Annotated in this window: 18 protein-coding genes; 4 read left to right on the top strand and 14 right to left on the bottom strand. The window is 70.8% G+C overall.

Features of this window, described 5'->3' with window-relative positions:
• The 13 genes from Pmi06nite_RS30450 to Pmi06nite_RS30390 all read right to left on the bottom strand — a co-directional run bounded on the left by Pmi06nite_RS30450 (position 1) and on the right by Pmi06nite_RS30390 (position 14291).
• Positions 1 to 867, bottom strand: a complete 867-nt coding sequence (locus Pmi06nite_RS30450; protein ID WP_203956601.1) for a GNAT family N-acetyltransferase — start codon at positions 865 to 867, stop codon at positions 1 to 3.
• Entirely contained in the window at positions 864 to 1886 is a 1023-nt protein-coding gene (locus Pmi06nite_RS30445) for an ABC transporter ATP-binding protein (RefSeq protein WP_203956600.1), read from the bottom strand. The genes Pmi06nite_RS30450 and Pmi06nite_RS30445 overlap by 4 nt, the downstream gene beginning before the upstream one ends.
• Positions 1883 to 2893: an ABC transporter ATP-binding protein gene (locus Pmi06nite_RS30440; protein ID WP_203956599.1), complete on the bottom strand. Its 1011-nt coding sequence runs from the start codon at positions 2891 to 2893 to the stop codon at positions 1883 to 1885. The genes Pmi06nite_RS30445 and Pmi06nite_RS30440 overlap by 4 nt, the downstream gene beginning before the upstream one ends.
• A gap of 6 nt (positions 2894 to 2899) precedes the next feature.
• Complete coding sequence (locus tag Pmi06nite_RS30435) at positions 2900 to 3811, bottom strand: ABC transporter permease (protein ID WP_203956598.1); 912 nt, start codon at positions 3809 to 3811, stop codon at positions 2900 to 2902.
• The gene (locus tag Pmi06nite_RS30430; RefSeq protein ID WP_203956597.1) at positions 3808 to 4842 is read right to left on the bottom strand and encodes an ABC transporter permease; all 1035 of its coding nucleotides are present in this window, start codon (positions 4840 to 4842) and stop codon (positions 3808 to 3810) included. The genes Pmi06nite_RS30435 and Pmi06nite_RS30430 overlap by 4 nt, the downstream gene beginning before the upstream one ends.
• Positions 4839 to 6644 (bottom strand): ABC transporter substrate-binding protein, encoded by a 1806-nt coding sequence (locus Pmi06nite_RS30425; protein WP_203956596.1) that lies wholly within the window; start codon positions 6642 to 6644, stop codon positions 4839 to 4841. The genes Pmi06nite_RS30430 and Pmi06nite_RS30425 overlap by 4 nt, the downstream gene beginning before the upstream one ends.
• Positions 6645 to 6731: 87 nt before the next feature.
• Positions 6732 to 7667 carry a MurR/RpiR family transcriptional regulator gene (locus tag Pmi06nite_RS30420; RefSeq protein ID WP_203956595.1) on the bottom strand — a complete coding sequence of 312 codons (936 nt, stop codon included), beginning with the start codon at positions 7665 to 7667 and terminating at the stop codon, positions 6732 to 6734.
• An 87-nt stretch (positions 7668 to 7754) separates the two neighbouring features.
• A complete protein-coding gene (locus tag Pmi06nite_RS30415; RefSeq protein WP_203956594.1) occupies positions 7755 to 9245 on the bottom strand; it encodes a glycoside hydrolase family 3 protein in 1491 nt (496 codons plus the stop codon).
• Complete coding sequence (locus Pmi06nite_RS30410) at positions 9242 to 10264, bottom strand: N-acetylglucosamine kinase (RefSeq protein WP_239114302.1); 1023 nt, start codon at positions 10262 to 10264, stop codon at positions 9242 to 9244. Before Pmi06nite_RS30410 ends, Pmi06nite_RS30415 begins: the two co-directional genes overlap by 4 nt.
• A gap of 132 nt (positions 10265 to 10396) precedes the next feature.
• On the bottom strand, positions 10397 to 10621 hold the full coding sequence (locus Pmi06nite_RS30405; protein WP_203956593.1) for a hypothetical protein: 225 nt from the start codon (positions 10619 to 10621) through the stop codon (positions 10397 to 10399).
• A gap of 75 nt (positions 10622 to 10696) precedes the next feature.
• Positions 10697 to 12796, bottom strand: coding sequence for a xanthine dehydrogenase family protein molybdopterin-binding subunit (locus Pmi06nite_RS30400; RefSeq protein ID WP_203956592.1), 2100 nt, complete (start codon positions 12794 to 12796; stop codon positions 10697 to 10699).
• Positions 12793 to 13791, bottom strand: a complete 999-nt coding sequence (locus Pmi06nite_RS30395) for an FAD binding domain-containing protein (protein WP_203956591.1) — start codon at positions 13789 to 13791, stop codon at positions 12793 to 12795. The genes Pmi06nite_RS30400 and Pmi06nite_RS30395 overlap by 4 nt, the downstream gene beginning before the upstream one ends.
• A complete protein-coding gene (locus Pmi06nite_RS30390) occupies positions 13788 to 14291 on the bottom strand; it encodes a 2Fe-2S iron-sulfur cluster-binding protein (RefSeq protein WP_203956727.1) in 504 nt (167 codons plus the stop codon). Before Pmi06nite_RS30390 ends, Pmi06nite_RS30395 begins: the two co-directional genes overlap by 4 nt.
• Positions 14292 to 14432: 141 nt before the next feature.
• Here Pmi06nite_RS30390 and Pmi06nite_RS30385 point away from each other — a divergent pair, with 141 nt between their 5' ends.
• The 3 genes from Pmi06nite_RS30385 (at position 14433) to Pmi06nite_RS30375 (ending at position 17713) form a co-directional block, all read left to right on the top strand.
• A complete protein-coding gene (locus Pmi06nite_RS30385; protein WP_239114301.1) occupies positions 14433 to 14723 on the top strand; it encodes a DUF6400 family protein in 291 nt (96 codons plus the stop codon).
• Complete coding sequence (locus Pmi06nite_RS30380; protein WP_203956590.1) at positions 14710 to 14937, top strand: hypothetical protein; 228 nt, start codon at positions 14710 to 14712, stop codon at positions 14935 to 14937. Before Pmi06nite_RS30385 ends, Pmi06nite_RS30380 begins: the two co-directional genes overlap by 14 nt.
• Positions 14938 to 15037: 100 nt before the next feature.
• Positions 15038 to 17713, top strand: a complete 2676-nt coding sequence (locus Pmi06nite_RS30375; RefSeq protein ID WP_203956589.1) for a YfhO family protein — start codon at positions 15038 to 15040, stop codon at positions 17711 to 17713.
• A 25-nt stretch (positions 17714 to 17738) separates the two neighbouring features.
• Here the strand turns inward: Pmi06nite_RS30375 and Pmi06nite_RS30370 are convergent, their stop codons facing one another.
• A complete protein-coding gene (locus Pmi06nite_RS30370) occupies positions 17739 to 19055 on the bottom strand; it encodes an LVIVD repeat-containing protein (protein WP_373317341.1) in 1317 nt (438 codons plus the stop codon).
• 265 nt (positions 19056 to 19320) lie between these two features.
• Between Pmi06nite_RS30370 and Pmi06nite_RS30365 the strand changes: the two genes are divergently transcribed.
• Entirely contained in the window at positions 19321 to 19950 is a 630-nt protein-coding gene (locus tag Pmi06nite_RS30365; protein WP_239114299.1) for a DUF305 domain-containing protein, read from the top strand.
• The last annotated feature ends 357 nt before the right edge of the window (positions 19951 to 20307 follow it).

The raw sequence follows: 20307 nt of genomic DNA, 5'->3' as shown, positions 1-20307 counted from the left end.
TCAGCCGAAGGCGCGCCGGTAGAGCCAGAAGACCCGCTCGACCCGCGCGCCGAACGCCAGAGAGTAGAACCGGACAGGACCCACCCAGCCGATCTGCACCTCGCGCAGTCCCGCCGCCCTCTGCTCCGCCAGGCACCGCCTCGCGAGGACCCGGCCCACCCCGAGCCCCCGGGCCGCCTCGGCCGTGCCCATCGGGCCGAACCAGAGCGGACGGGAGCCCCACGCGGCGAACCCGAGGATCTCCCCGTCTCGTGAGGCATAGTGGCAGCCCGTCGCCTGCTCGGCCTCCCAGGCCCACGCGTCGTTCCAGTGCCGGCGGGCGAAGGCGGCCACGGCTCCGCGCTCCCCGGCGGGCGCGGCGTGGAGGGTCACACCGGCCGAGGCCAGTCGTGCGGTGACCGCGTCGTCCTCGTCGAGCAGGCTCCCCATGGCCGAGACGTCGGCCGTCATGTTCCAGGCCACCCGGTATCGGTCGTACCCGAGGCTCTCCGCCAGGCAGGCCGCCGGGGTGTAGCGCACGTCGATGCCCGGCCAGGCGTAGCACGGCGGGTTCCCGGCGAATCTGACCTCGGTGGCGCCTTCCGCGCGCAGCCACTCCTGCGCCGCCTCGGCGAGGCGGCGGCCGATCCCCCGGCCGCGGGCGGCGGGGTCGACGGCGATCAGGTCGAGGTGTCCCACGCCGCCCTCGGACATGGAGGCGAACACGGCCCCGTCGAGGCCCGGAGTGGCGAGCACCGTCCACCGGCGCCCGGAGGGCGGGGAGGCCAGCCGCCGCACCAGCAGAGCGGCGTCGGCGTCGGCCCAGAGGGCGGCCGCCGCGAGGCCCTCGACGCGGGCGTCGGGCGTCACCGGCCGGATGTCGGTCATGCCCCCACGCCCTGCGGGATCACGCTCCTGCGCCGCGGATGGAAGCAGGCGTGCAACTGCACGGTCGCCTCGCCGCTCTCCCCGCCGTCGTGACCCAGAACCGGCCGCTCGCTCTCGCAACGGGCGGTGCTGAAGGGACATCTGCGCGAGAAGAGGCAACCCTCGTCGGTCTGCCCCTCGTCGAGCGCCTCGGTCGGCACGACCTGCTCGGCGCCCGGCCGTTCCAGCCCGTGCAGCACCGGGATCGCCGACAGCAGCGACTGCGTGTACGGATGCACGGGATCGGCGATGATCGTCTCGGTCGGCCCGCGCTCGACGACCTGCCCGCGGTAGATCACGTAGAGCTCGCCCTCGTCCCCGACGTACCGGGCGGTGGCGATGTCATGGGTGATGAACAGCACGCTCACGCCGAGCCGTTCGCGCAGGTCGCGCAGGAGACCGAGGATGCCGAGCCGCAGGGACACGTCGATCATCGAGACGGCCTCGTCGGCCACGAGCATCTCGGGATCCATGGTGAGCGCCCGCGCGATGACCACCCGCTGGCGCATCCCGCCGGACAACTGGTGCGGGTAACGCGGCAGCACGTAGCCGGGGTCGATCCCCACCAGGTCGAGCAACTCCTCCGCTCGGACGTCGCACCACGCCTTCGAGCGTCCCGTCTGGCGGGCGCGCAGCCGCAACGGCGCCTCCAGGGTCTGGTGGATCGTGCGGGTGGGGTTGAGCGCCGAGTAGGGGTCCTGGTGGATCAGCTGGATCCGGCGGTAGTACGGCTGGCGGTTGCGGTGGGTCAGCGACGACATCGGGGTGCCGTCGATCACGATCTCACCGGAGTCGTAGGTCTCCAGACCGGCGATGATCCGGCCGAGGGTGGTCTTGCCGCAGCCCGACTCCCCGATGAAGGAGACCGCCCCGCCCTTCGGGATGGCGAAGTCGACCCCGCGCAGAGCCGGGACCTCACGTTTGCCGAGGACGTTCCCGCGCTGCTTGAACGTCTTGGTGATCGCAGTGCCCGTGATCACGCGTATTCCCTCCGCTTCACCGGCGCCGGGCGCCCGGCGGCGTGGCAGGCGACCGTCCGCCCGTCATAGGTCACCGTCTCGGGCTCGACCGTCTCGCAGATCTCCATGCGCTTGTCGCAGCGCTCCCGGAACACGCATCCCGCGACCGGGAGCGTGCCGAGCGTGGGAGGCCTGCCGGGCAGCGCCCTGGCCAGCGAGATGTCCCCCGACAGGCGCGGGATGGCCCGGATCAGGCCCTGGGTGTAGGGGTGCCGGGGCGTGCCGAGCACCTCGGCGATCGGGCCGTGCTCGACCACGCGCCCGCCGTACATCACGGCGAGGTCGTCGGCCACCTCGGCGACCGCTCCGACGTCGTGAGTGATGACGAGGGTGGTGAGCGCCCGCTCCTCGTGGACCTCCCTGATGATCCGCAGGATCGTCGCCTGCGTGATCATGTCGAGTGCCGTCGTCGGTTCGTCGAGCACGACCACCTGGGCGTTCAGTACGAGCGCGAGCATGATCCCGACTCGCTGGCGCATCCCGCCCGACAGTTCGTGCTGGTGGGAGTCGAGCACGCGGGCCCCGTCCAGGCCCATCCGGGCAAGGAGCGCCTTCGCGTCGGCCACCAGCGCACGCAGGTCGGCCACGTCGTGCGAGCGGCCGAGGTCGAGCAGTTGCTTCCCGACGGTCTTCAGCGGGTTGAGGGAGCTCTGCGCGGCCTGGAAGACATAGCCGACCTTGCGTCCGCGGGTGCGGCGCAGGTCCTCGCCACCGAGGTGGAGGACGTCCCCGAGCCCGTCGATCTCGACGCTGCCCGCGGCGATCCTGCCGGGCGGCTGCACGGCGTTGAGCAGGGAGAGCGCCAGGGTCGACTTCCCGGAGCCCGACTCCCCGACGACGCCGGTGATCGTGCCCGGGGTGAGCGTGAGGCTCACGCCGGAGACCGCCGGCAACTCGCCCGCCGGCGTCTTGTAGACCACGGTGAGGTCGCGGACGCGTACCTCTGGCGCGGCGGAATCTCTGGTCAACCGGGGTCACTCCTCACGCAGGCGGGGATTGAAGATCTCGTCCATCGCGTCCACGATCAGCACGATGCCCAGGGTGAGCAGCAGGATCGCGAGCAGCGGCGCCAGCAGGTACGGCAGCGCCGCGGGGGTCGTGAGCGCCCCACCGCTGAATACGGCGAGGTTCAGCATCACGCCCCAGTTGTTGGCGTCGAAGGGCAGGACGCCGAGGAAGAACAGGCCCACCTGGGCGTAGACCGCGCCGGTCACCGCGATCAGCATGTTCATCGCGATGTAGGGCGCCATGCTGGGCAGCAGTTCCCGCCCGATGATGTGCCTCGTGGGCAGGCCGAGCCCTCTCGCCGCCTCGATGAAGCCCCGCTCCCGCAGCGACAGCGTCTGGGACCGTACGGCACGGGCCACGCCGCCCCATCCGAGCAGCCCGAGGACCAGGCCCATCTCGATCGGGCTAGTGAACTTCCACACGGTCGACAGGACGAGCAGCAGGGGCAGTCCGGGGATCGCGAGGTTCAGGTCGGTCAGCCGCATGAGCGCGCTGTCCCACCTCCCCCGCCTGAACCCGGCGAACAGCCCGATGGCGGTGCCGAGCGCGACGGTGATGACCGCCGTGGCGAGGCCGGTGAGCAGGACGTAACGTGCGCCGGTGATGACGAGCGCGAGGACGTCGGTGCCCTCGAAGTCCGTGCCGAACAGGTGCTGGAGGCTCGGCGGCGCGTAGAGCGCGTTGTCGTCCCTCGGCAGGTTGGCCGGGTAGAGCAGCGGCCCGATGACGCCCATGACGGCGAATCCGAGCACGATGACCACGCCCGCCATGCGGCTCGGCTTGCGGCACAGCACCCGCCACACCCCGCGCCAGAAGTTGCGGCGAAGCGTCGCGCGGGTGGTGCCTGCGGTCATCTCGGGGATGACGGTTACGGTCATGCCGCCTCCCCGCTCCTGACCCGCGGGTCGATCGCCGTGTACAGCAGGTCGGCGACGATGTTGGCCACGACGATGCCCACCGTGATCACCAGGAACGTCCCGCCCATCAGCGCGTAGTCACGGGTGCTGATGCTGTTGACGAGCAGCAGCCCGAGCCCGGGATAGTTGAAGATCTCCTCGATGAAGATCGATCCGCCGAACAACATGCCGATCGACAGGGCGAGGATGGTGAACAGCGGCAGGATCGCGTTGCGCGCCAGATAGCGGAACACGATGCCGCGTTTCAGGCCGCGCAACTCGGCCGCCAGGATGAAGTCGTCGCCGAGCACGGCGACGACGTTCGACTTCATCGCCAGGATCCAGCCTCCGTAGCTCGCGAGCGTGTACGTCACGACGGGCAGCACGGCGTGGTGGATCAGCGAGCCGATGTAGCCCGCGTTCAGCCCCGGGACGAATGCCACGTCCACCGGTCCTCCTGACGGCAGGATCGGCCACAGGGTCGTGAAGATCGCCGTGAGCAGGAGCCCGATGACGTACACCGGGATGCCGTGGAGCAGCGAGCCGGACAGCGCGAGCAGGTCGCCGAGCTTGCCGGATCGCTTGATCGCCGCGTAGACGCCCATGATCACGCCGAGCAGGAAGCTCAGCAGGGTGCCCGCGAGGACGGGCAGCACGGTCCAGCGGGCGGCGGAGCCGATCAGGCTGGTCACCGCGACGCCGGGCGTGCTCAGCGAACGCCCCAGGTCGAAGTGGAGCAGCGACCACATGTACCCGACGTACTGGTCCCACAGGCTGCCCGTCGGGAGGAACCCGTAAAGGACGGCCGTGGCCCGTTCCGCCTGGTCCGGCGACATGCCCTTCTGCAGGAGGCTCTCGTACATCCCCTGGACGGGGTCGCCGGGGATCTCCCTGATGATGACGAAGCTGATCGTCGCGACGACCCAGATCATGACCAGGCCGCGGACGACGTGCCCCGCCACCCGACGGGCGAGGGCGGTTCCCCGCGGACGGTCCCGCACCGCTTTCGTCATGCCTGCCTCTTCCTGATCATGCCGAGCTGCATCCATACGCCTGACGACAGCCGCAGCGCCTCGCTGTCGTCCGGGGGGAAGCCCGTGTACCGGGATGTGTTCACGAACTGGGTGTTCACGTAGTCCCACAGCTGGATCACCGGCAGCTGTTCGTTGGACACCTTCGCCAGCGTGCCGACGATCTGCTTCTGCTCTCCGGCCGAGGCGAAGCTGAGCCTGCTGGTCAGCGCGCCGGGGTCGACCCGGCCCACGCCGGCGACGTCGACCGTCTCCGGGCCGCCCATCCAGTTGCCCTCGGTGCCCGGCGCGACGTGTTCGAGCCGGCCACCGAACATCTGCCAGCCGTTCGCCTGTCCGTAAAGGCGCTGGTAGATGTTGTACGGCGAGGGCCCGAGGCCCATCAGCCAGAAACCGACATCGTACTTCCCTGCCGCGAGCTCACTGAGATAGAGGGTGTAGTCGGCGGCGGTGACGACCGTCGCGTCGACCCCGTGGTCGGTGAGCTGGCTGCTGATCGACTTGGCCGCGGAGATCCAGTCGGAGAACGACGCGGGCACGTGGATCTCCACCTTCCACGGCTTGCCGTCGGGCAGCGCCCACTTGTTCCCCCGCCGCGTCATGCCCGCCGCCTTGAGCTCCGCCGCGGCCTTGGCCGGGTCGAGCCGGTAGGGGTCGAGCCCGGAGAACGCCGACCCCAGCCAGACCTTGGCCGCCTCGGCGTGGATGCCCGACGTCGTGAGGGAGGGCGTGCCTCCCTCGGGTGCGGCGATCTTCGTCACCTGCGCCCGGTCGATCAGATAGGCCAGCGCCCGGCGCACGTGCACGTTGTCGTACGGCTTGCGCGCCTGGTTGAAGGCCAGCGACGTGGAGACGGGCGAGAAGCCCTTGATGACCTGACTGCCCCTGACCGCGCGGATGCGGTCCAGGACGGCCGACGGCACGGACGTGAAGGGCGCGTTGTCCAGTTTCCCGGCGATCAGGTAGTTCCAGATCTGCTGGTTGCCCGTGTAGTTGAGCAGCTCGACCTTGTCGGGGCCGATCAGTTTGCTGTCGTAGAAGTACGGGTTGCGCTTGAGCAGTGCCGCGCCGGGATTGATCCGCTCCAGCACGAACGGCCCCGCGGACACGTCCTGACGCGGCGCGAATCCGATGACCTTGTCGGCAAGGCCGGTGATCTCGGTCTTCGCCTGCTCGGCAGGCTTGCCCTTCCCGTCCTGGGCGAGCTTGAGCTTCTGCCAGAAGTCGCGGGGGAGAAGCGAGCCGTAGACGTGGGCGGGCACGACGACGGTCGACAGCAGGTTGCTGAGGAACGTGTTGCTCTTGTTCGCGCCCTGGGTGATCCGGATCGTCGTGGGGTCCACCACCTGGATGGTGGCCGCGGCGCCCGCCGCCTTGGGGTCGAGCGCGTAGGCCGTACCGCCCTGGGTGTAGGCGAGACCGATCGAGACCCGGATGTCCTCACTGGTCACCGGCTTGCCGTCCGACCAGCGGGCGTTCGGCTGCAGGTGGATCACGACCTCCGACTGGTCGGGGGACGACGTCCAGCTCCGCGCGATCGCGGGATAGAACTGGTTCGGGTCGATCGGGTCGTTCTTCGGCCAGGCCAGCGCCATTCCGTTGTAGCCGTCGAAGACAGAGCCCACGGGGTTGAAGGGGTTGATCGGCGCGCTCGCGTTGATCTGCTTGCTGCCGTCGATCGTGGTGTAGATCCCCCCCTGCCCTGCATTCTCCTGGCCGGTACTTCCACACGCGGTGGCGGTGGCGATCGACGCCAGAGCCGCGATCGCCGCGAGTCGCTTCATGGGCTGCTCCTGGTTCCCGGTTGCCTGGACAATACGGGCGCCCGGCGGCAGCGTCAATTTTTTCCGTCTATGGAGACTGTCGTGAAGTTAATTTTTACCTAGGCCGCCCACCTGCGGAGACGTCTGACGATGACGGTGCCGGGTGTCGTCGAGGAACCTGTCCAGCGCTCCCTTGGTGGCCAGCAGGGCGCCCTCCGAGGCCTCGAAGGTGCGCTGCGCGACGCCCACGAAGACGCAGTCGACGATGAGCAACTGGCTGATGCGGCTGGCGAGCGCGCCCGGCCGGAAGGCCGTCTCACGGCCGGCCGACACGAGCACGTGATCGGCCGCCTCCGCGAGCGAGGAACGGGGGTTGTTGGTGATCGCGACCGTCGTCGCTCCCGCCCGCCGGGCCGTCCGCATCGGCTCCAGCACGTCGGGCGTCTCCCCGGTGCAGCTCACACCGATCGACACGTCGGAGGCCCCGGCCACGGCGGCCGCCGTGAGAGCGAGGTGGACGTCGGTGAAGGCGTGCGCGGAGACGCCGATGCGCAGGAGTTTCTGCGCCATGTCGGCCGCGACCAGGCCCGACGCCCCCACACCGAATACGCTCACCCGCCGGGCGTCCGCGACGGCCTCGACCACCGGCCCGAGCCGTTCCGGGCTGAGCTGCGCCGCGGTGTCCGCCAGCGCCTCCGATTCCGCCCTGGTGACCTTGGCGATGACGTCGGCGAGCGGGTCGTCGGGGGCGAGGTCGCCCGGCACCAGTCGCTCCGGCCGTCCGTGCGCGGACGCGGCGGCCAGGGCCAGGCGCAGCTGGGAGTAGCCCGTGAACCCGAGGGCGCGGGCGGTCCGCACTATCGTCGCCTGGCTGGTGCCCGAGGCCTCGCTCAGCTCGGTGATCGTGCTTCCCGCGACCGTGGCCGGGTCGTCGAGAATCAGCCTGGCGATCGAACGCCCGGCCGGAGTGAGGGAGGGCAGCACGGCGCGCACCGTGGCGACGAGGTTCGCGGACACGGGCCCGCCTGGCGAGGGCTCCTTCATGAGGCTCCTTCTGGGGGAGGTGAAACGGGGAAACGGGGCGGGGAGGCCGTTCCGGGGGATTCCCGGGGGTTCGAGGGGCTCCGATCGTCAGGCGTGCTCCTGCGTCCGGATGGCGGTCAGCCGGCGGGCGGCCGCGCGCGACGACACCGTGGAGCCGCCGTGGGTGGCAAGGTACACGGCCCCTGCGGGTGTTCCCGGCACGCCCGTCTCGACCACCACCGCGTCGGGGCGCACCTCCAGGGCTCGCGCCAGCAGCCGCTGGATCCACACGTGGCGGGTGGCGTCGCGCACCACAACGACGACTGGGCGGTGGAGATCGGTGAGGTCGGGGAGATCCTCTCCCTCGGCGACCTCCGCAACGACGGTCCCCGGAATGATCTCCCCGATCGCGGCGCCGACGCCCACCGCCGTGGCGCGGCCCACGGCCTGGGACGGGCGGGTGGTCATCTCCACGACCAGCGGGGCGACCCGCAGCACCGGGCGGCCGGGGGTTCCGATCACGCGCAGGGCGGCCGTCGCGGTCTTCAGTCCGACGCCCTCGTCGGCGTCGCGGGCGGCCGCGGCCCTGGCCGGGGCCTGCTCCGCGTGCCATCGGGCGAGTTCGAGCACCCGGCCCGCCGCCTCGGCCAGCCGGGCTTCGGGCAGGCGACCCTCCCGTACGGCGGAGACGATCGCGTCGCGGAGTGCGTAAACGCTCTCACCGCCGGGTGAGGAGACGCCGACGCAGATCGCGTCGGCGCCGGCCACAAGGGCGCGGACGGTGATCTCCTCGGGAGCGTGCAGCGCGGCGACCGCGCGCATCTCGATGGCGTCGGTGACGGTCACCCCCCCGAACCCGAGCTCCTCCCGGAGCAGTCCGGTCAGCACGGCACGGCTCAGCGTGACCGGAGAGCGGTCCAGGGCGGGCACGAGCAGGTGGCCGCACATGATCGCGCGCACGCCCGCCTTGATCGCGGCGCGGAACGGCGGCAGATCCCGCCGTTCGAGGACCTCCCGAGACGCGCGGACCTCGGGCAGGGCCAGATGCGAGTCGGTCACGGTGTCCCCGTGACCGGGGAAATGTTTCGCGCAGGCGGCCACTCCCGCCCCCTGGAGCCCCTCGATCCACGCCACGGCGTGCCGCCGGACCCGCTCGGGATCCGAGCCGAAGGACCTGACGCCGATCACGGGATTGCGGGGATCGGCGTTGACGTCGACGACGGGCGCGTAGTCCATCGTGATGTCCGCCGCGCCCAGCATGCGCCCGATCTGCCGGGCGACCCGTCCGGTCGCCCGCACGTCGTCGGCGACCCCCAGGGCGAGGTTGCCCGGCCATGAGCTGCCGGTCCGCGCCTCCAGGCGGGTGATCGCGCCCCCCTCCTCGTCGACCGCGACGATCACGCCCGGATTCTCCTCGCGCATCGCCGCGACCAGTTCGGCGGTCTGTGCCGGGCCGGCGAGGTTGCGGGTGAACAGGACGGCCCCGCCAAGGCCGTCGGCGAGGGCCCGGCGCAGCCAGTCCGGCGGGGCCGTCCCCTCGAAACCGGGCTGGAGCACGGTCATCGCCAGCCGGCAGAGCTCGCGGGAGCGGGTCCTCATCGTTCCTCCGAAACCGGCACCCGGTCGAGCAGCCGCAGGTGCGCCTGATGCGCCCGGTCCGGCGGCAGGGCCGCCCGGATGGCCAGCGCCGCCGCACCGGCGGCGCCGTCCCGTGCGGGCGTCCACGGAACCCGATCCCCCAGGGCGGCGCGCACCCTGCGCGCCAACTCCGTCGGCTCGGTCAGCAGCGACCCCGCCAGCACCAGCGGGCCGCCGTACTCCAATCCGCCGTTCTCCCCCTCCCGCGGGTCCCTGGCGGCCACCTTCGCCGTACGGCTCAGCCGGCGCGCGGCCTCGTCGAGGATGTCCCCCGCGACCGGGTCTCCCCTACGGGCGGCGTCGTCGACCACGGGGGCCAGCGTGCCCAGCCAGGCCGCGCCCGCCGAGTCCACCTGCTCGTAGACGGCCGAGACGATCTGCTGGGTGAGCTGACGGCAGACCTCCGGGGAGAGCTCGCGGGCCGGGGCGGCACGGCCGAGGACCGCCGCCGCGACGAGGTCGACCAGCAGGGTGGGCGGGGTCCTGCCGTCGAGGGCCGTGAGCGCCCGGGTGAGGGCGTGGCGCCCGATCCAGACTCCGGAGCCCTCGTCGCCGAGCAGCCAGCCGAGCCCGTCGGCCCGCCGCACGACCTCCCGTCCCCGGATTCTGGCCGCCATCGCCCCGGTGCCGGCGACCAGCACGGTGCCGTCGGGGTCGGCGGTGGCGCCGCAGAAGGCGACGAGCACGTCAGGCACCACCACGGGAAGGCCGGTCAGCCCGGCCGCGCGCCAGGCCTGGACGGCCGGCGTCTCGGCGCGGGCGACCCCCGCGAGGCCGAAGACGCCGCCGGCGACCCGTGACCGGTCGAGGCCCTCCAGCGCGGCGGTCAGCGCCGTCAGCAGGCTGGCGGCCGGGTCGGGCGCGGACAGCACGTTGGCTCCGCCCGACCGTCCGCGCCCGGCGACCTCTCCGGTCTCCCCGGCCACGACACATCGGGTGCTCGTACCGCCACCGTCCACCCCGACGAACAGAGCCGTCACGACCGCCCCTTGCGTAGATACCTTCCAACAAGTTACAAGAGAGCGAAGATTTTCTACAACGAGTAACGAGTGCTGTGACGGGGGGCGCCCGTCCCGCGGACCCCGGCGGGGACCCGCGGGATCGCGCGAGGACTACCTGGAGTTGTCGGCCAGGTCCGCCAGGTCCGCCGCCATCCGGAAGAGCCTGTTGCGGCCCAGGTCGCCGATCGTCTTGATGTTGAAGGCCTGCTTGAGGAGCTCGGCGTCCTTCTCGGTGATGCCCGCCATCGCATGAACCGGGGCCTTGAGCAGCTCGGCCAGGCTCATGTTCTCGTACTTCCGATCGAGCAGCTTCGCCAGATCCGCTGTCACAGTCATGGGTCCCCCCCTCGACACGGGCCAAGGCCCGTACTTCGGGGGTGCCCAAACCAGTTGTTTTCTATGCGAGTTACCTCAAATACCCCCACCGATGAGCCGGTCCAGGCGGATCGGCAGATCGCGGACCCGGATGCCGGTGGCGTGGTACACCGCGTTCGCGATGGCCGCGGCCGTGCCCACGATGCCGATCTCGCCGATGCCCTTCGACCCCATCGGGTTCAGCTCGGGGTCCTCCTCCTCGATCCAGAACGCGTCGACGTCGCGGACGTCCGCGCAGGCGGCGACGTGGTACTGCGCCAGGTCGCGGTTGAGGTAGTCGCCGAACTCGAGGTCCATGACGCTCTCCTCGAGCAGGGCCATCGACAGACCCATCGTCATTCCCCCGATGAACTGCGAGCGCGCCGTCTTGGGGTTGATGATCCGGCCGGCCGCGAACGCCCCCAGCAGGCGCAGCACCCTGACCTCCCCGGTGTCGAGATCCACTCCGACCTCGGCGAACTGCGCGCCGTACGCGTGCCTGGAGAGCGGCCGCTGGGAGCGCAGCTCCTCCGCCGTGTCCGCGCTCGCCTCGAGGCCGCCGGGAGGGACGTCGCCCGAGCGGCGGTGGAGGGCGGCCATCAGCGCCTCGCAGGCCCGCAGGACGGCCGTGCCCCACGAAGCGGTCCCCGACGATCCTCCGGCGACCGAGGCGCGGGGCAGCGCGCTGTCCCCGACCTCCATCCGCACCTGGGCCGGCGGGACGCGCAGCGCGTCGGCGGCGATCTGGGTGAGCACGGTCCTCGCCCCCGTCCCGATGTCGGCGGCGGCGATCCGGACCGTGAAGCCGCCCCCGGGCTCGGCACGTGCGGAGGCCTGGGACGGCAGGCGGTAGACCGGGTAGGTCGAGGACGCAACGCCGGTGCCGATCAGCTGCCTGCCGCGGCGGCGGACGCCCGGCTCGGGGTCGCGTCCTGCCCAGCCGAACCTCTCGGCTCCCTCGCGCAGGCAGGCGACGAGGTTCCGCGAGCTGAAGGGAAGCCCCCGCTCCGGATCGATCGTGGGCTCGTTGCGGACGCGCAACTCGACCGGGTCGATCCCGCAGGCGACGGCCAGTTCGTCCATCGCCGACTCCAGCGCGAACATCCCCGGCGTCTCCCCGGGCGCCCGCATCCAGGTGGGGATCGGCACGTCGAGCCGGACCAGCCGGTGCGAGGTCCGGCGATGCGGCGCCGCGTACATCATCCGAGTGACGACCGTCGTCTGCTCGGCGAACTCCTTGATCGTGGCCGTCTGCTCGAACGCCTCGTGCACGATCGCGCTCAGCCTCCCGTCCTCGTCCGCGCCGAGCCGTACGCGCTGGACGGTCGGGGTCCGGTAGCCGGTGACCGCGAACATCTGCCGCCGGGTGGCCGCGAGCTTGACCGGGCGGCCGACCTGCTTGGCCGCGAGCGCCGCGAGGACGACCTGTGCGTGGGGGGCGCCCTTGCCCCCGAAACCCCCGCCCACGTACGGGGATATCACCCGGACGCTCTCCGGCGGCAGGGCGAACAGCGGGGCGATCGTGGCGCGCACCCCTGAGGCGCTCTGCGTCGCGTCGTACAGCGTCAGCCCGTCGGCGTCCCACAGGGCGACCGTGGCGTGCGGCTCGATCGGGTTGTGGTGTTGCGCTGGCGTGGTGTACGTCGCGTCCACCACGACGGACGCGAAGGCGAGGGCCGTGTCGGGATCGCCGAGCTCGCTGTCCGTGGCGTAGTTGGGGTTGACGTGATCGGGCCGGTACATCCCCGGATGGTCGGCCCGCAGCTCGACGTCGTGCGGTTCGGCCCGGTAGTCCACCCGCAGGAGGCGGGCCGCCTCGGTGGCGCTCTCCAGGGTCTCCGCGACCACGATCGCGACCACCTGACCGCGGTAGGCGACCCGCGGCGACTGGAGCACGGTGAGCTCCGCGTCCTCGACCGGGGCCAGCCGGGGCGCGTTCTCGTGCCAGATCGCGGCGATCATCCCGGGAAGCTGGAGCACCGAGTCCGCGTCGACGGCGCGGACCTCTCCTCTGGAGACCGTGGCCTGGACGACCACGGCGTAGGCGAGGTCGGCCGGGAGGTTCTCGTAGGCGTACCTCGCCCGGCCCGTCACCTTCTCCGGGCCGTCGACCCGGTCCAGGGCCGTCCCGGCGTACGGCGCGGCGACGGTGGTCATGGTGCCTCCACGAGGTCGAGCAGTGTGCGGACCACCACGTTGCGGGCGAGTGGCACCTTGAACGCGTTGTGCGGCAGGGGGGTCGCCATGGCCAGCTCCTCGGCGGCCGCCTGGGCGAACGCCGCCTCGGTGGCGGGCGAGCCGCGCAGGGCGGACTCGGCCCGGTCCGCGCGCCACGGAATGTGGGCGACGCCGCCGAGGGCGATCCTGCAGTCCCTGACCATGCCGTCCTCGAGGTCCAGCGCCGCCGCGACCGACACGACCGCGAACGCGAACGACACGCGGTCCCGCACCTTGCGGTAGCGGGAGCGGGCGGCGAACGGCAGCGGCGGCACCTCGACCGCGGTGACGAGATCGCCGGGTTCGAGCACGGTGTCACGCTCCGGCGCGTCGCCGGGCAGCCGGTGGAAACCGGGCATCGGCACCTGGCGGGGACCGCCGGGGCCCTCGATGTGGACGACCGCTCCCAGCGCGGCCAGCGGGACCGCCATGTCCGACGGGTGGGTGGCGACGCAGGCCTCCGACTGGCCGATCACGGCCAGGTTTCGGTGGTCGCCCCGCCGCGCCGGGCAGCCTGAGCCGGGCACCCGCTTGTTGCACGGTTTGCTCACGTCCTGGAAGTAGGAGCAGCGGGTGCGCTGCAGCAGGTTCCCCCCGACCGTCGCCATGTTGCGGATCTGCCCGGAGGCTCCGGCCACGACCGCCTGAGCCAGCATCGGGTAGCGCCGCCGTACGAGCGGGTGGGCCGCCAGGTCGCTGTTGCGCACCCCGGCGCCGATGAGCAGGCCGCCGCCCGCGGTCTCCTCGATCCCGTCGAAGGGCAGCCGCGTGACGTCGACGAGGACTCCGGGCGAGACGACGCCGAGCCTCATCAGATCGACGAGGTTCGTGCCCCCGCCGAGATAGACGGCGCCGGCCCCGTCCGCCGTGCCCGCCGCGCAGGCGGCGACGGCCGATCGGACGTCGGTGGCCCGTTCGTAGGCGAAGGGTCTCATGAGCCCACCTGCTTGATCGCCGCGACGATGTTGACGTAGGCGCCGCATCTGCACAGGTTGCCGCTCATCCGCTCGCGGATCTCGTCGTCGTCGAGCACCGCGGGGCCCGACACGTCGGCCGTGACCGCGCTGGGCCACCCGTCGGCCACCTCGCGCACCATCGCGACGGCCGAGCACAGCTGGCCGGGGGTGCAGTAGCCGCACTGGAAGGCGTCCCGCTCGACGAACGCCGCCTGCATCGGGTGCAGGGCGCCGTCGGCTGCCAGCCCCTCGACCGTGGTGATCTCCCGGTCGTCCACGGTCACCGTCAGGGTCAGGCAGGACTTGACCCGCCTGCCGTCGACGAGGACCGTGCAGGCGCCGCACTGACCGTGGTCGCAGCCCTTCTTGGCCCCGATGAGATCCAGGTGTTCTCGCAGCGTGTCGAGAAGCGTCTCCCGGGTGTCCACGGTGATGGGGCGCTCGTCTCCGTTGACCGACAGCAGAATGTCGGCAGTGATGGGGTCCGCGAAGACCGGACCGCTGTTTCCTTCGCCGTTCACGCGCGTGCCCTACCCAGTTGTCCGCCGTGCATATCCCGACCCCGCCCTCACTCCATTCGTAAAATCACACGATTTACCCCAAACAGCCATATATGGTGCATGACGGGACAAACTTTCGACAGCGAACGGGAAAACACCGTCATGCCCCAGGACGACAGCGGCGAACACGCCGTCTTCGAGATCGACCTCACCCTCGAGGAGGCCAGGCGCCGCGCCGAGGTGGTCACCGCACTCGGGAGCGACTGGAACCCGATGGAGGCCATGCGCGCGGAGGAGGCGGCCTACGACGCCCTCTACTCGGATCTCGACGCACGGCAGCAGGAGACCTACGACATGCTGGTGGCCGCCGGCGTGCTGCCCCGGCGGAAGCCCGGCCATGTTGCCGATTGACCCGCACGCCGACCTGGGCCGCCGGGCCTGGGTGTCCTGCCCCCAGTGCCGCGACGACAGGGACTGCGCGGACTGCGGAGCCGGGCGCAACTGCCGTGACCACTGGCGCTACCTCCTCGGCACCACGGGGAGCCTCATCCACGTCCAGTGCCCCGGCTGCGCCCATCTGTGGGATCACGAGACCCGGTTCCGGAACGGCACACGCCGCCACTGATCCTCGTGGATCACCCGGCGAGAAATCCGGTGTTCACCTGCGGGTCAACATGATCGGCTAGGGTGCCCTCTGGCCAACCCCACCCATGCCATGAGGATCCGTGACCACGCAGGAAGTCGAGCGCGCGCCCGCGACCACGGCCGCGCCTCCCACGGTGAAGCACGTCGGCCGGAGAGCGGGCGCGGCCCTCATGGCGGCGATGCTGGCGGCCATCGGGCTCTGCGTGGGCGACGCCGTCGCCGGGTTCTTCCCCTTCGGGCCCGCGTCGCGCAGCATCAGCGACCTCGGCAACCAGTACGTCCCCTTCTACGCGTACTGGTGGGACGTGCTGCACGGCCACGCCCGGGGAGACCTGATCGTCAACTGGGCCTCCGGGTTCGGCTCCAGTTACCTCCCCGACGTGTTCTACTACCTGGCCAGCCCCTTCTCCCTGCTGGTCGCGCTGTTCCCCCGCGCCCAGGTGGACCTCGCCGTCTACGTGATCACGGCGGCCAAGATCGCGGCGGGCGCCGCCGCCATGGCCTGGTACCTGCGCGGCCTGTCCGTCCGCGGCCCCTTCCGCTCCGGTCTGGCGGCCGTCTTCGGCGCCGCCTACGGCCTGTGCGGCTGGGCCGTCACCGACGCCGCCTACAACCCCATGTGGCTCGACGGCCTGATCGCGCTCCCCCTGCTGTGCATCGTCGGGGAATGGGCCATGGCCGGGCGCAGGCCCGTGCTCGGGCCGCTGTGCGTGGCGTTCGCCGTGGCGACCGGCTTCTACACCGCCTGCTTCGCCTTGATCGGTGCCGCCGTCGTGTTCCTCATCCGGGCGACGACCGAGGCGTCTCCCCTGCGGGCCAGGCTGCGCGGGTGCGGGCGCGCCGGGCTGTACGCCGGAGCCGGCCTGGGGCTGGCCGCGCCCGTCGTCCTGGTGGTCTACCTCGCTGCGGCGGACGCCTGGCCGGTCAGTCCCCGGCCCTTCACCTCCGTCGGCGTCTCCCCCACGCTCGGGCGGCTGCTCCCCGGCAGCTACGAGTTCAACTCACCTGCGATCTTCGTGGGCACCTTCGCGCTCTTCGCGGCGCTCACGCTGCCGTTCAACCCGGCCGTCCGGGCGCGTGCGCGGGTGGCCTGGTCGGTGGCGATCGTCGCCGTGGCGGCCTCGATGTTGTGGGAGCCGACCGTCCGGATCTGGTACGCCAACACGACCCCCAACGGGAGCACCTACCGGGAGGCCTTCGTCCTGAGCGGCCTGATCGTCGCCGCCGGATGGACGTCGTTGTCCCGGGGCGCCCCCCGGCCGTACGCACTGGCGGGCGGCGCGGCACTGCTCGGTCTCACGATCTGGGCCGCCTCCGGCTGGGAGAAGACCACCCCGGAGATGCTCCAGTGGGCCGGGGCCGTCGCCGCCGCAGGGGCCGTGCTGTACGGCGTGCTCGCGCTGGCCAAGCGGGTCGGCCGGCGGACGTGGCGGATCACGGCCGGCGTCCTGCTCGTGCTGGTGGCGGCGGTGCAGACGGCCGAGGCCGTGGCCAACGTCGCCGACGTCGACACCAAGCGCCAGGCGGCTCTCGGCTACTACGCCGCGTGGGGTCCGTGGCATGACCGGTTGCGCAAGGCCGTGGACTCCGCCGACGCGTGGCCGTCCTACCGTACGGATCCAGGCGAAGCCCGGATAACCGGCAACGATCCGCAACTGATCGGCGGAGAGGGCTCCGCGTACTACAGCAGCGTGACCTCGGCCACCCTCGTCGACATGCTGAGGAACCTCGGCTTCGGCTGGATCTCCCGGGGCCGCTCACCCAAGAGCCTGGACAACCCGGTGACCGACACCGTGTTCTCGATCGCCGCGCGGGCCCACTCGACGGTGACGGGCGCGTCCCAGTCACGCGGCGGGGACCAGGCCGACGTGACGCTCACCCGGCGGCAGGTCCCTCCGCTGGTGACCGTCAGGCCCGACTACGCTCCGCCGCCGCGGTACGGCGAGTCCCCGTTCCTCAACCAGGAACGGCTCCTCGGCGCCTCCGTCTACACGGTCCCCGAGGTGCGCTACCAGCGCAAGGACGGCACGGACCTCGGCACCAGCGGCCCGTTGGAAACCGTTCCCGATCCGGCCCCGCGCTCCTATCCGTACAACCTCCTCGCCACCTGCGGTCCCGGTCAGGAGGTGTACCTGTACGCCCCCGACTACGCGGGCGGCGCCTCGCTCGTGGACAGCGGGTACCGGGTCGGGCTCACCGGCTCCGCCGGGCGGAACAGGGCGCCGATCGAGTGGCTGGGCACGGTTCCAGCGACGGGACGGGTCAAGGTCAAACTCCGGCCGATGGAACGCGGGACGGTGCCGGACCACCCCATCGCCTGCCTGGACACCGCACGCCTGGCCGACGCCGTACAGCATCTCCGGAGCACGGGAGCCACCCGCGTCCAGGTCTCCGGGCACGGCGTCAGCGCCACGCTGCCCGCCGGCAGCACCGGGACCGCGGTCATGGCCATGCCGGCGATCAAGGGCTGGACGTGCGCGCTCGGGAACGCCGCGGCCCGGCCCGCCGGGAACTTCCTCGGGCTGGTCGCGGTACCGCTGGACGGCAAGGCGACGCGGGTGAGCTGCTCGTTCTCTCCGCCGGGCCTGAAGATCGGTCTGGCGGTCACCGGGGGCACCCTGCTCGGCGCCGCCGCGCTCTGGATCGGCCTGTGGCTCCTGCGCCGCAACCGGGCGCGTGGACGGGCCCAGCAGGAAGGGACGGCGCCCGAGACCGTCGTGGCCTCGGACACCGCCCCTTCGCCGGTTCCTCAGTGATCAGCGGGCCGGGAGAGCCTGCCTGCTAGTGCCCGTGACCGTGACCCCTCTCGGAGTACGAGCCCTGGGTCTGCGTGTTGAGCCGGTCGACGCGAACCTTGCTCGCCGAATCGGTCCGACGGTCATCGATCTTGATGACGTCGAAGCCGCGGTTGAAGTCGCTGGCGTAGACGTAGCCGTTGTAGTAGTACGCGGACCAGAACCCGCCGGACCCCTCGGCGGCCGGGCCGCGCTCGAAGTAACCGATCTCCTTCGGGTGCGCGGAGTCGGTGAAGTCCCAGAAGGACGCGCCGCCCTGGTACCAGGCCTGGACCATGATGTCGCGGCCCTTGACCGGGATCAGCGAGCCGTTGTGGGCGACACAGTTCTCGGTGTCCGACTGGTAACGGGGGATCTTGAAGTAGCTCTTGAAGACGAGCTTGCCCTTCACGATGTCGTAGATCGCGTCGGCGCCCCGGTTCGGGCCGATGGCCTCGTTGCAGGTGGCCGCGCCGCCGCCGCCGAGCTCGTCGGTGAAGACGACCTTGGTTCCCTCGTTGTTGAACGTCGCCGAGTGCCAGAACGCGAAGTTCGGGTCGGTGGTGCGGGCGGTCACCCTGGGCTTTTCAGGGTTGCGGATGTCGAACAGCACGCCGTCGCCCATGCAGGCGCCGGCCGCGATGCCCTTCTCCGCGTAGACCGTGATGTCGTGGCAGCCGCTCGTGGGGACGAGCAGGCCCGGCTGGGTCTCGTTGCCGCCGTCGGGGAAGACGACCGGGGTGGCCACCACCGACGCGGACGTCGGGTTCTTCAGCGGCACCTTCACGATCGAGATCTTGTCGTGCGGCGGCTGGCAGTCGGGGAAGTTCGCCGACGGGCTGTAGGAGGAGATGTACAGGTAGACGTTGTTCCGCTTCTTGTCCGGCACCAGTGTGTGGGTGTGCGAACCGCAGCTCGTCTCCACCGACTTGATGTACTTCGGGTTCGTCTTGTCGCTGACGTCGAAGATGCGGATGCCCTCCCACGATTCCTTCACGGACGCGGGCTGCGCGGCGCTGGCGCAGGAGTCGTCGCTTCGTGAGGAGTCGACCGAGGCGAACAGCAGGTCGCCGTAGACCGAAAGGTCCATCTGCGAACCGGGGCAGACGACGGAGCTGACTGCCTTCGCCTTCTTGGGGTTCTTGATGTCGTAGATGGAGAAACCGCCATAGTTACCGACATAGGCATAATTGCCCTGAAATGCGATGTCGGTGTTGATGGTGGCCGCGATGGCGGCCGGCTTGGGGACGTTCGTCACGTGCTCGACGTTCGAGCTCATGACGATCTCGTCGGTTCCCGGGATGTCCGCGGCCTGAACGGGCATCACCGGCAGCGCGATCGCCGCCGCCGCTCCCACCAGAACGAGGAACCGGCCGACCCGGCCGCCTCTGCGGAGGTTGGACAACACGCAGGTACCCCTCCTTGGTCGCACACGTCCGGGCATGCGAAATATCACCAGATCGCAACCCGAACAGGAATTTGTACGCCATAGTGCCTGCTTCGAGAAAATAGATCAACATACCGGCTTTACCGGATTTTCCATATTTTGTTAGTGTGCCTAAGCACGGCTAGAGATCAAGGGAGGCCGGGTGCGCGCCGCACTCCTCACTGCCATCGTCATCGGGACGGCCATGCTCGCGGGGTGCTCCGCCTCCCCCGAGACCGCGGGGGCCAGACCCACCGCACCGGTCATCGCCCCAGGCCGGCCGGGGGAGGAAGCGAGGACGCTCGGCCCGTCCGAGGTCGTGACGGCCGTCCCCTCGCCCGCCGCGAACGCGGCCGACGTCCTGTTCATGCAGGACATGGTCGTCCACCACCGCCAGGCCCTCGACATGAGCGACCTGGCACCCACGCGGGCCGCGTCGGACGGCGTCAAACGCATGGCCGCCCGGATCAACGACACCCAGGGGCCGGAGATCTCCGCGATGACGCGCTGGCTGGAGCAGCAGGGCCAGCGACTTCCCGACCACCATCAGCTACAACATCAAGACATGCCGGGCATGGCCACGCCGGAGCAGATGGACTCCTTGCGCAAGGCGATCGGCACCGACTTCGACCGGCTGTTCGTGCAGTTGATGATCGACCACCACATGGGCGCCATCACCATGGCCGCGGACGAGATGGAGAAGGGCTCCCACGTGATGGTGCAGGAACTGGCCCAAGACATCTCGGTCACCCAGACAGCCGAAGTAAACCGCCTCCGCCAACTCCAGCCGTGATCATGCACAGGTTCGGGATCTTGCCCCCCGACCTACCCAAACCCCCCGCGTGATCATGCGCACATTCGGGCGCATGCCGTCCGACCAGCGAAAACACCAGCCGTGATCATGCAGACATTCGGTTAAGGCAGCACCGACCCGCGGCCTTTTCGATCGTGATCATGCACAAGTTCTGCCATGACCGTACTGACCTGCGGCCCTCTTCGCCGTGATCATGCACGCGCCGACCAGGTGCATGATCACGCATGGTGTTCGCGCAGGCCGGACGGCATGCTCACGAATGTGCGCATGATCACGGACCGCGTTTCCGCTGCTCCTACGGCACATGCGCGAGCCCGTGCATGATCACGCCTGATG

The organism is Planotetraspora mira, assembly GCF_016863275.1.
GTDB lineage: Bacteria > Actinomycetota > Actinomycetes > Streptosporangiales > Streptosporangiaceae > Planotetraspora > Planotetraspora mira.
Note: the sequence above shows the minus strand (reverse complement) of the source record. Positions and strands in the feature narration are given on the sequence as shown.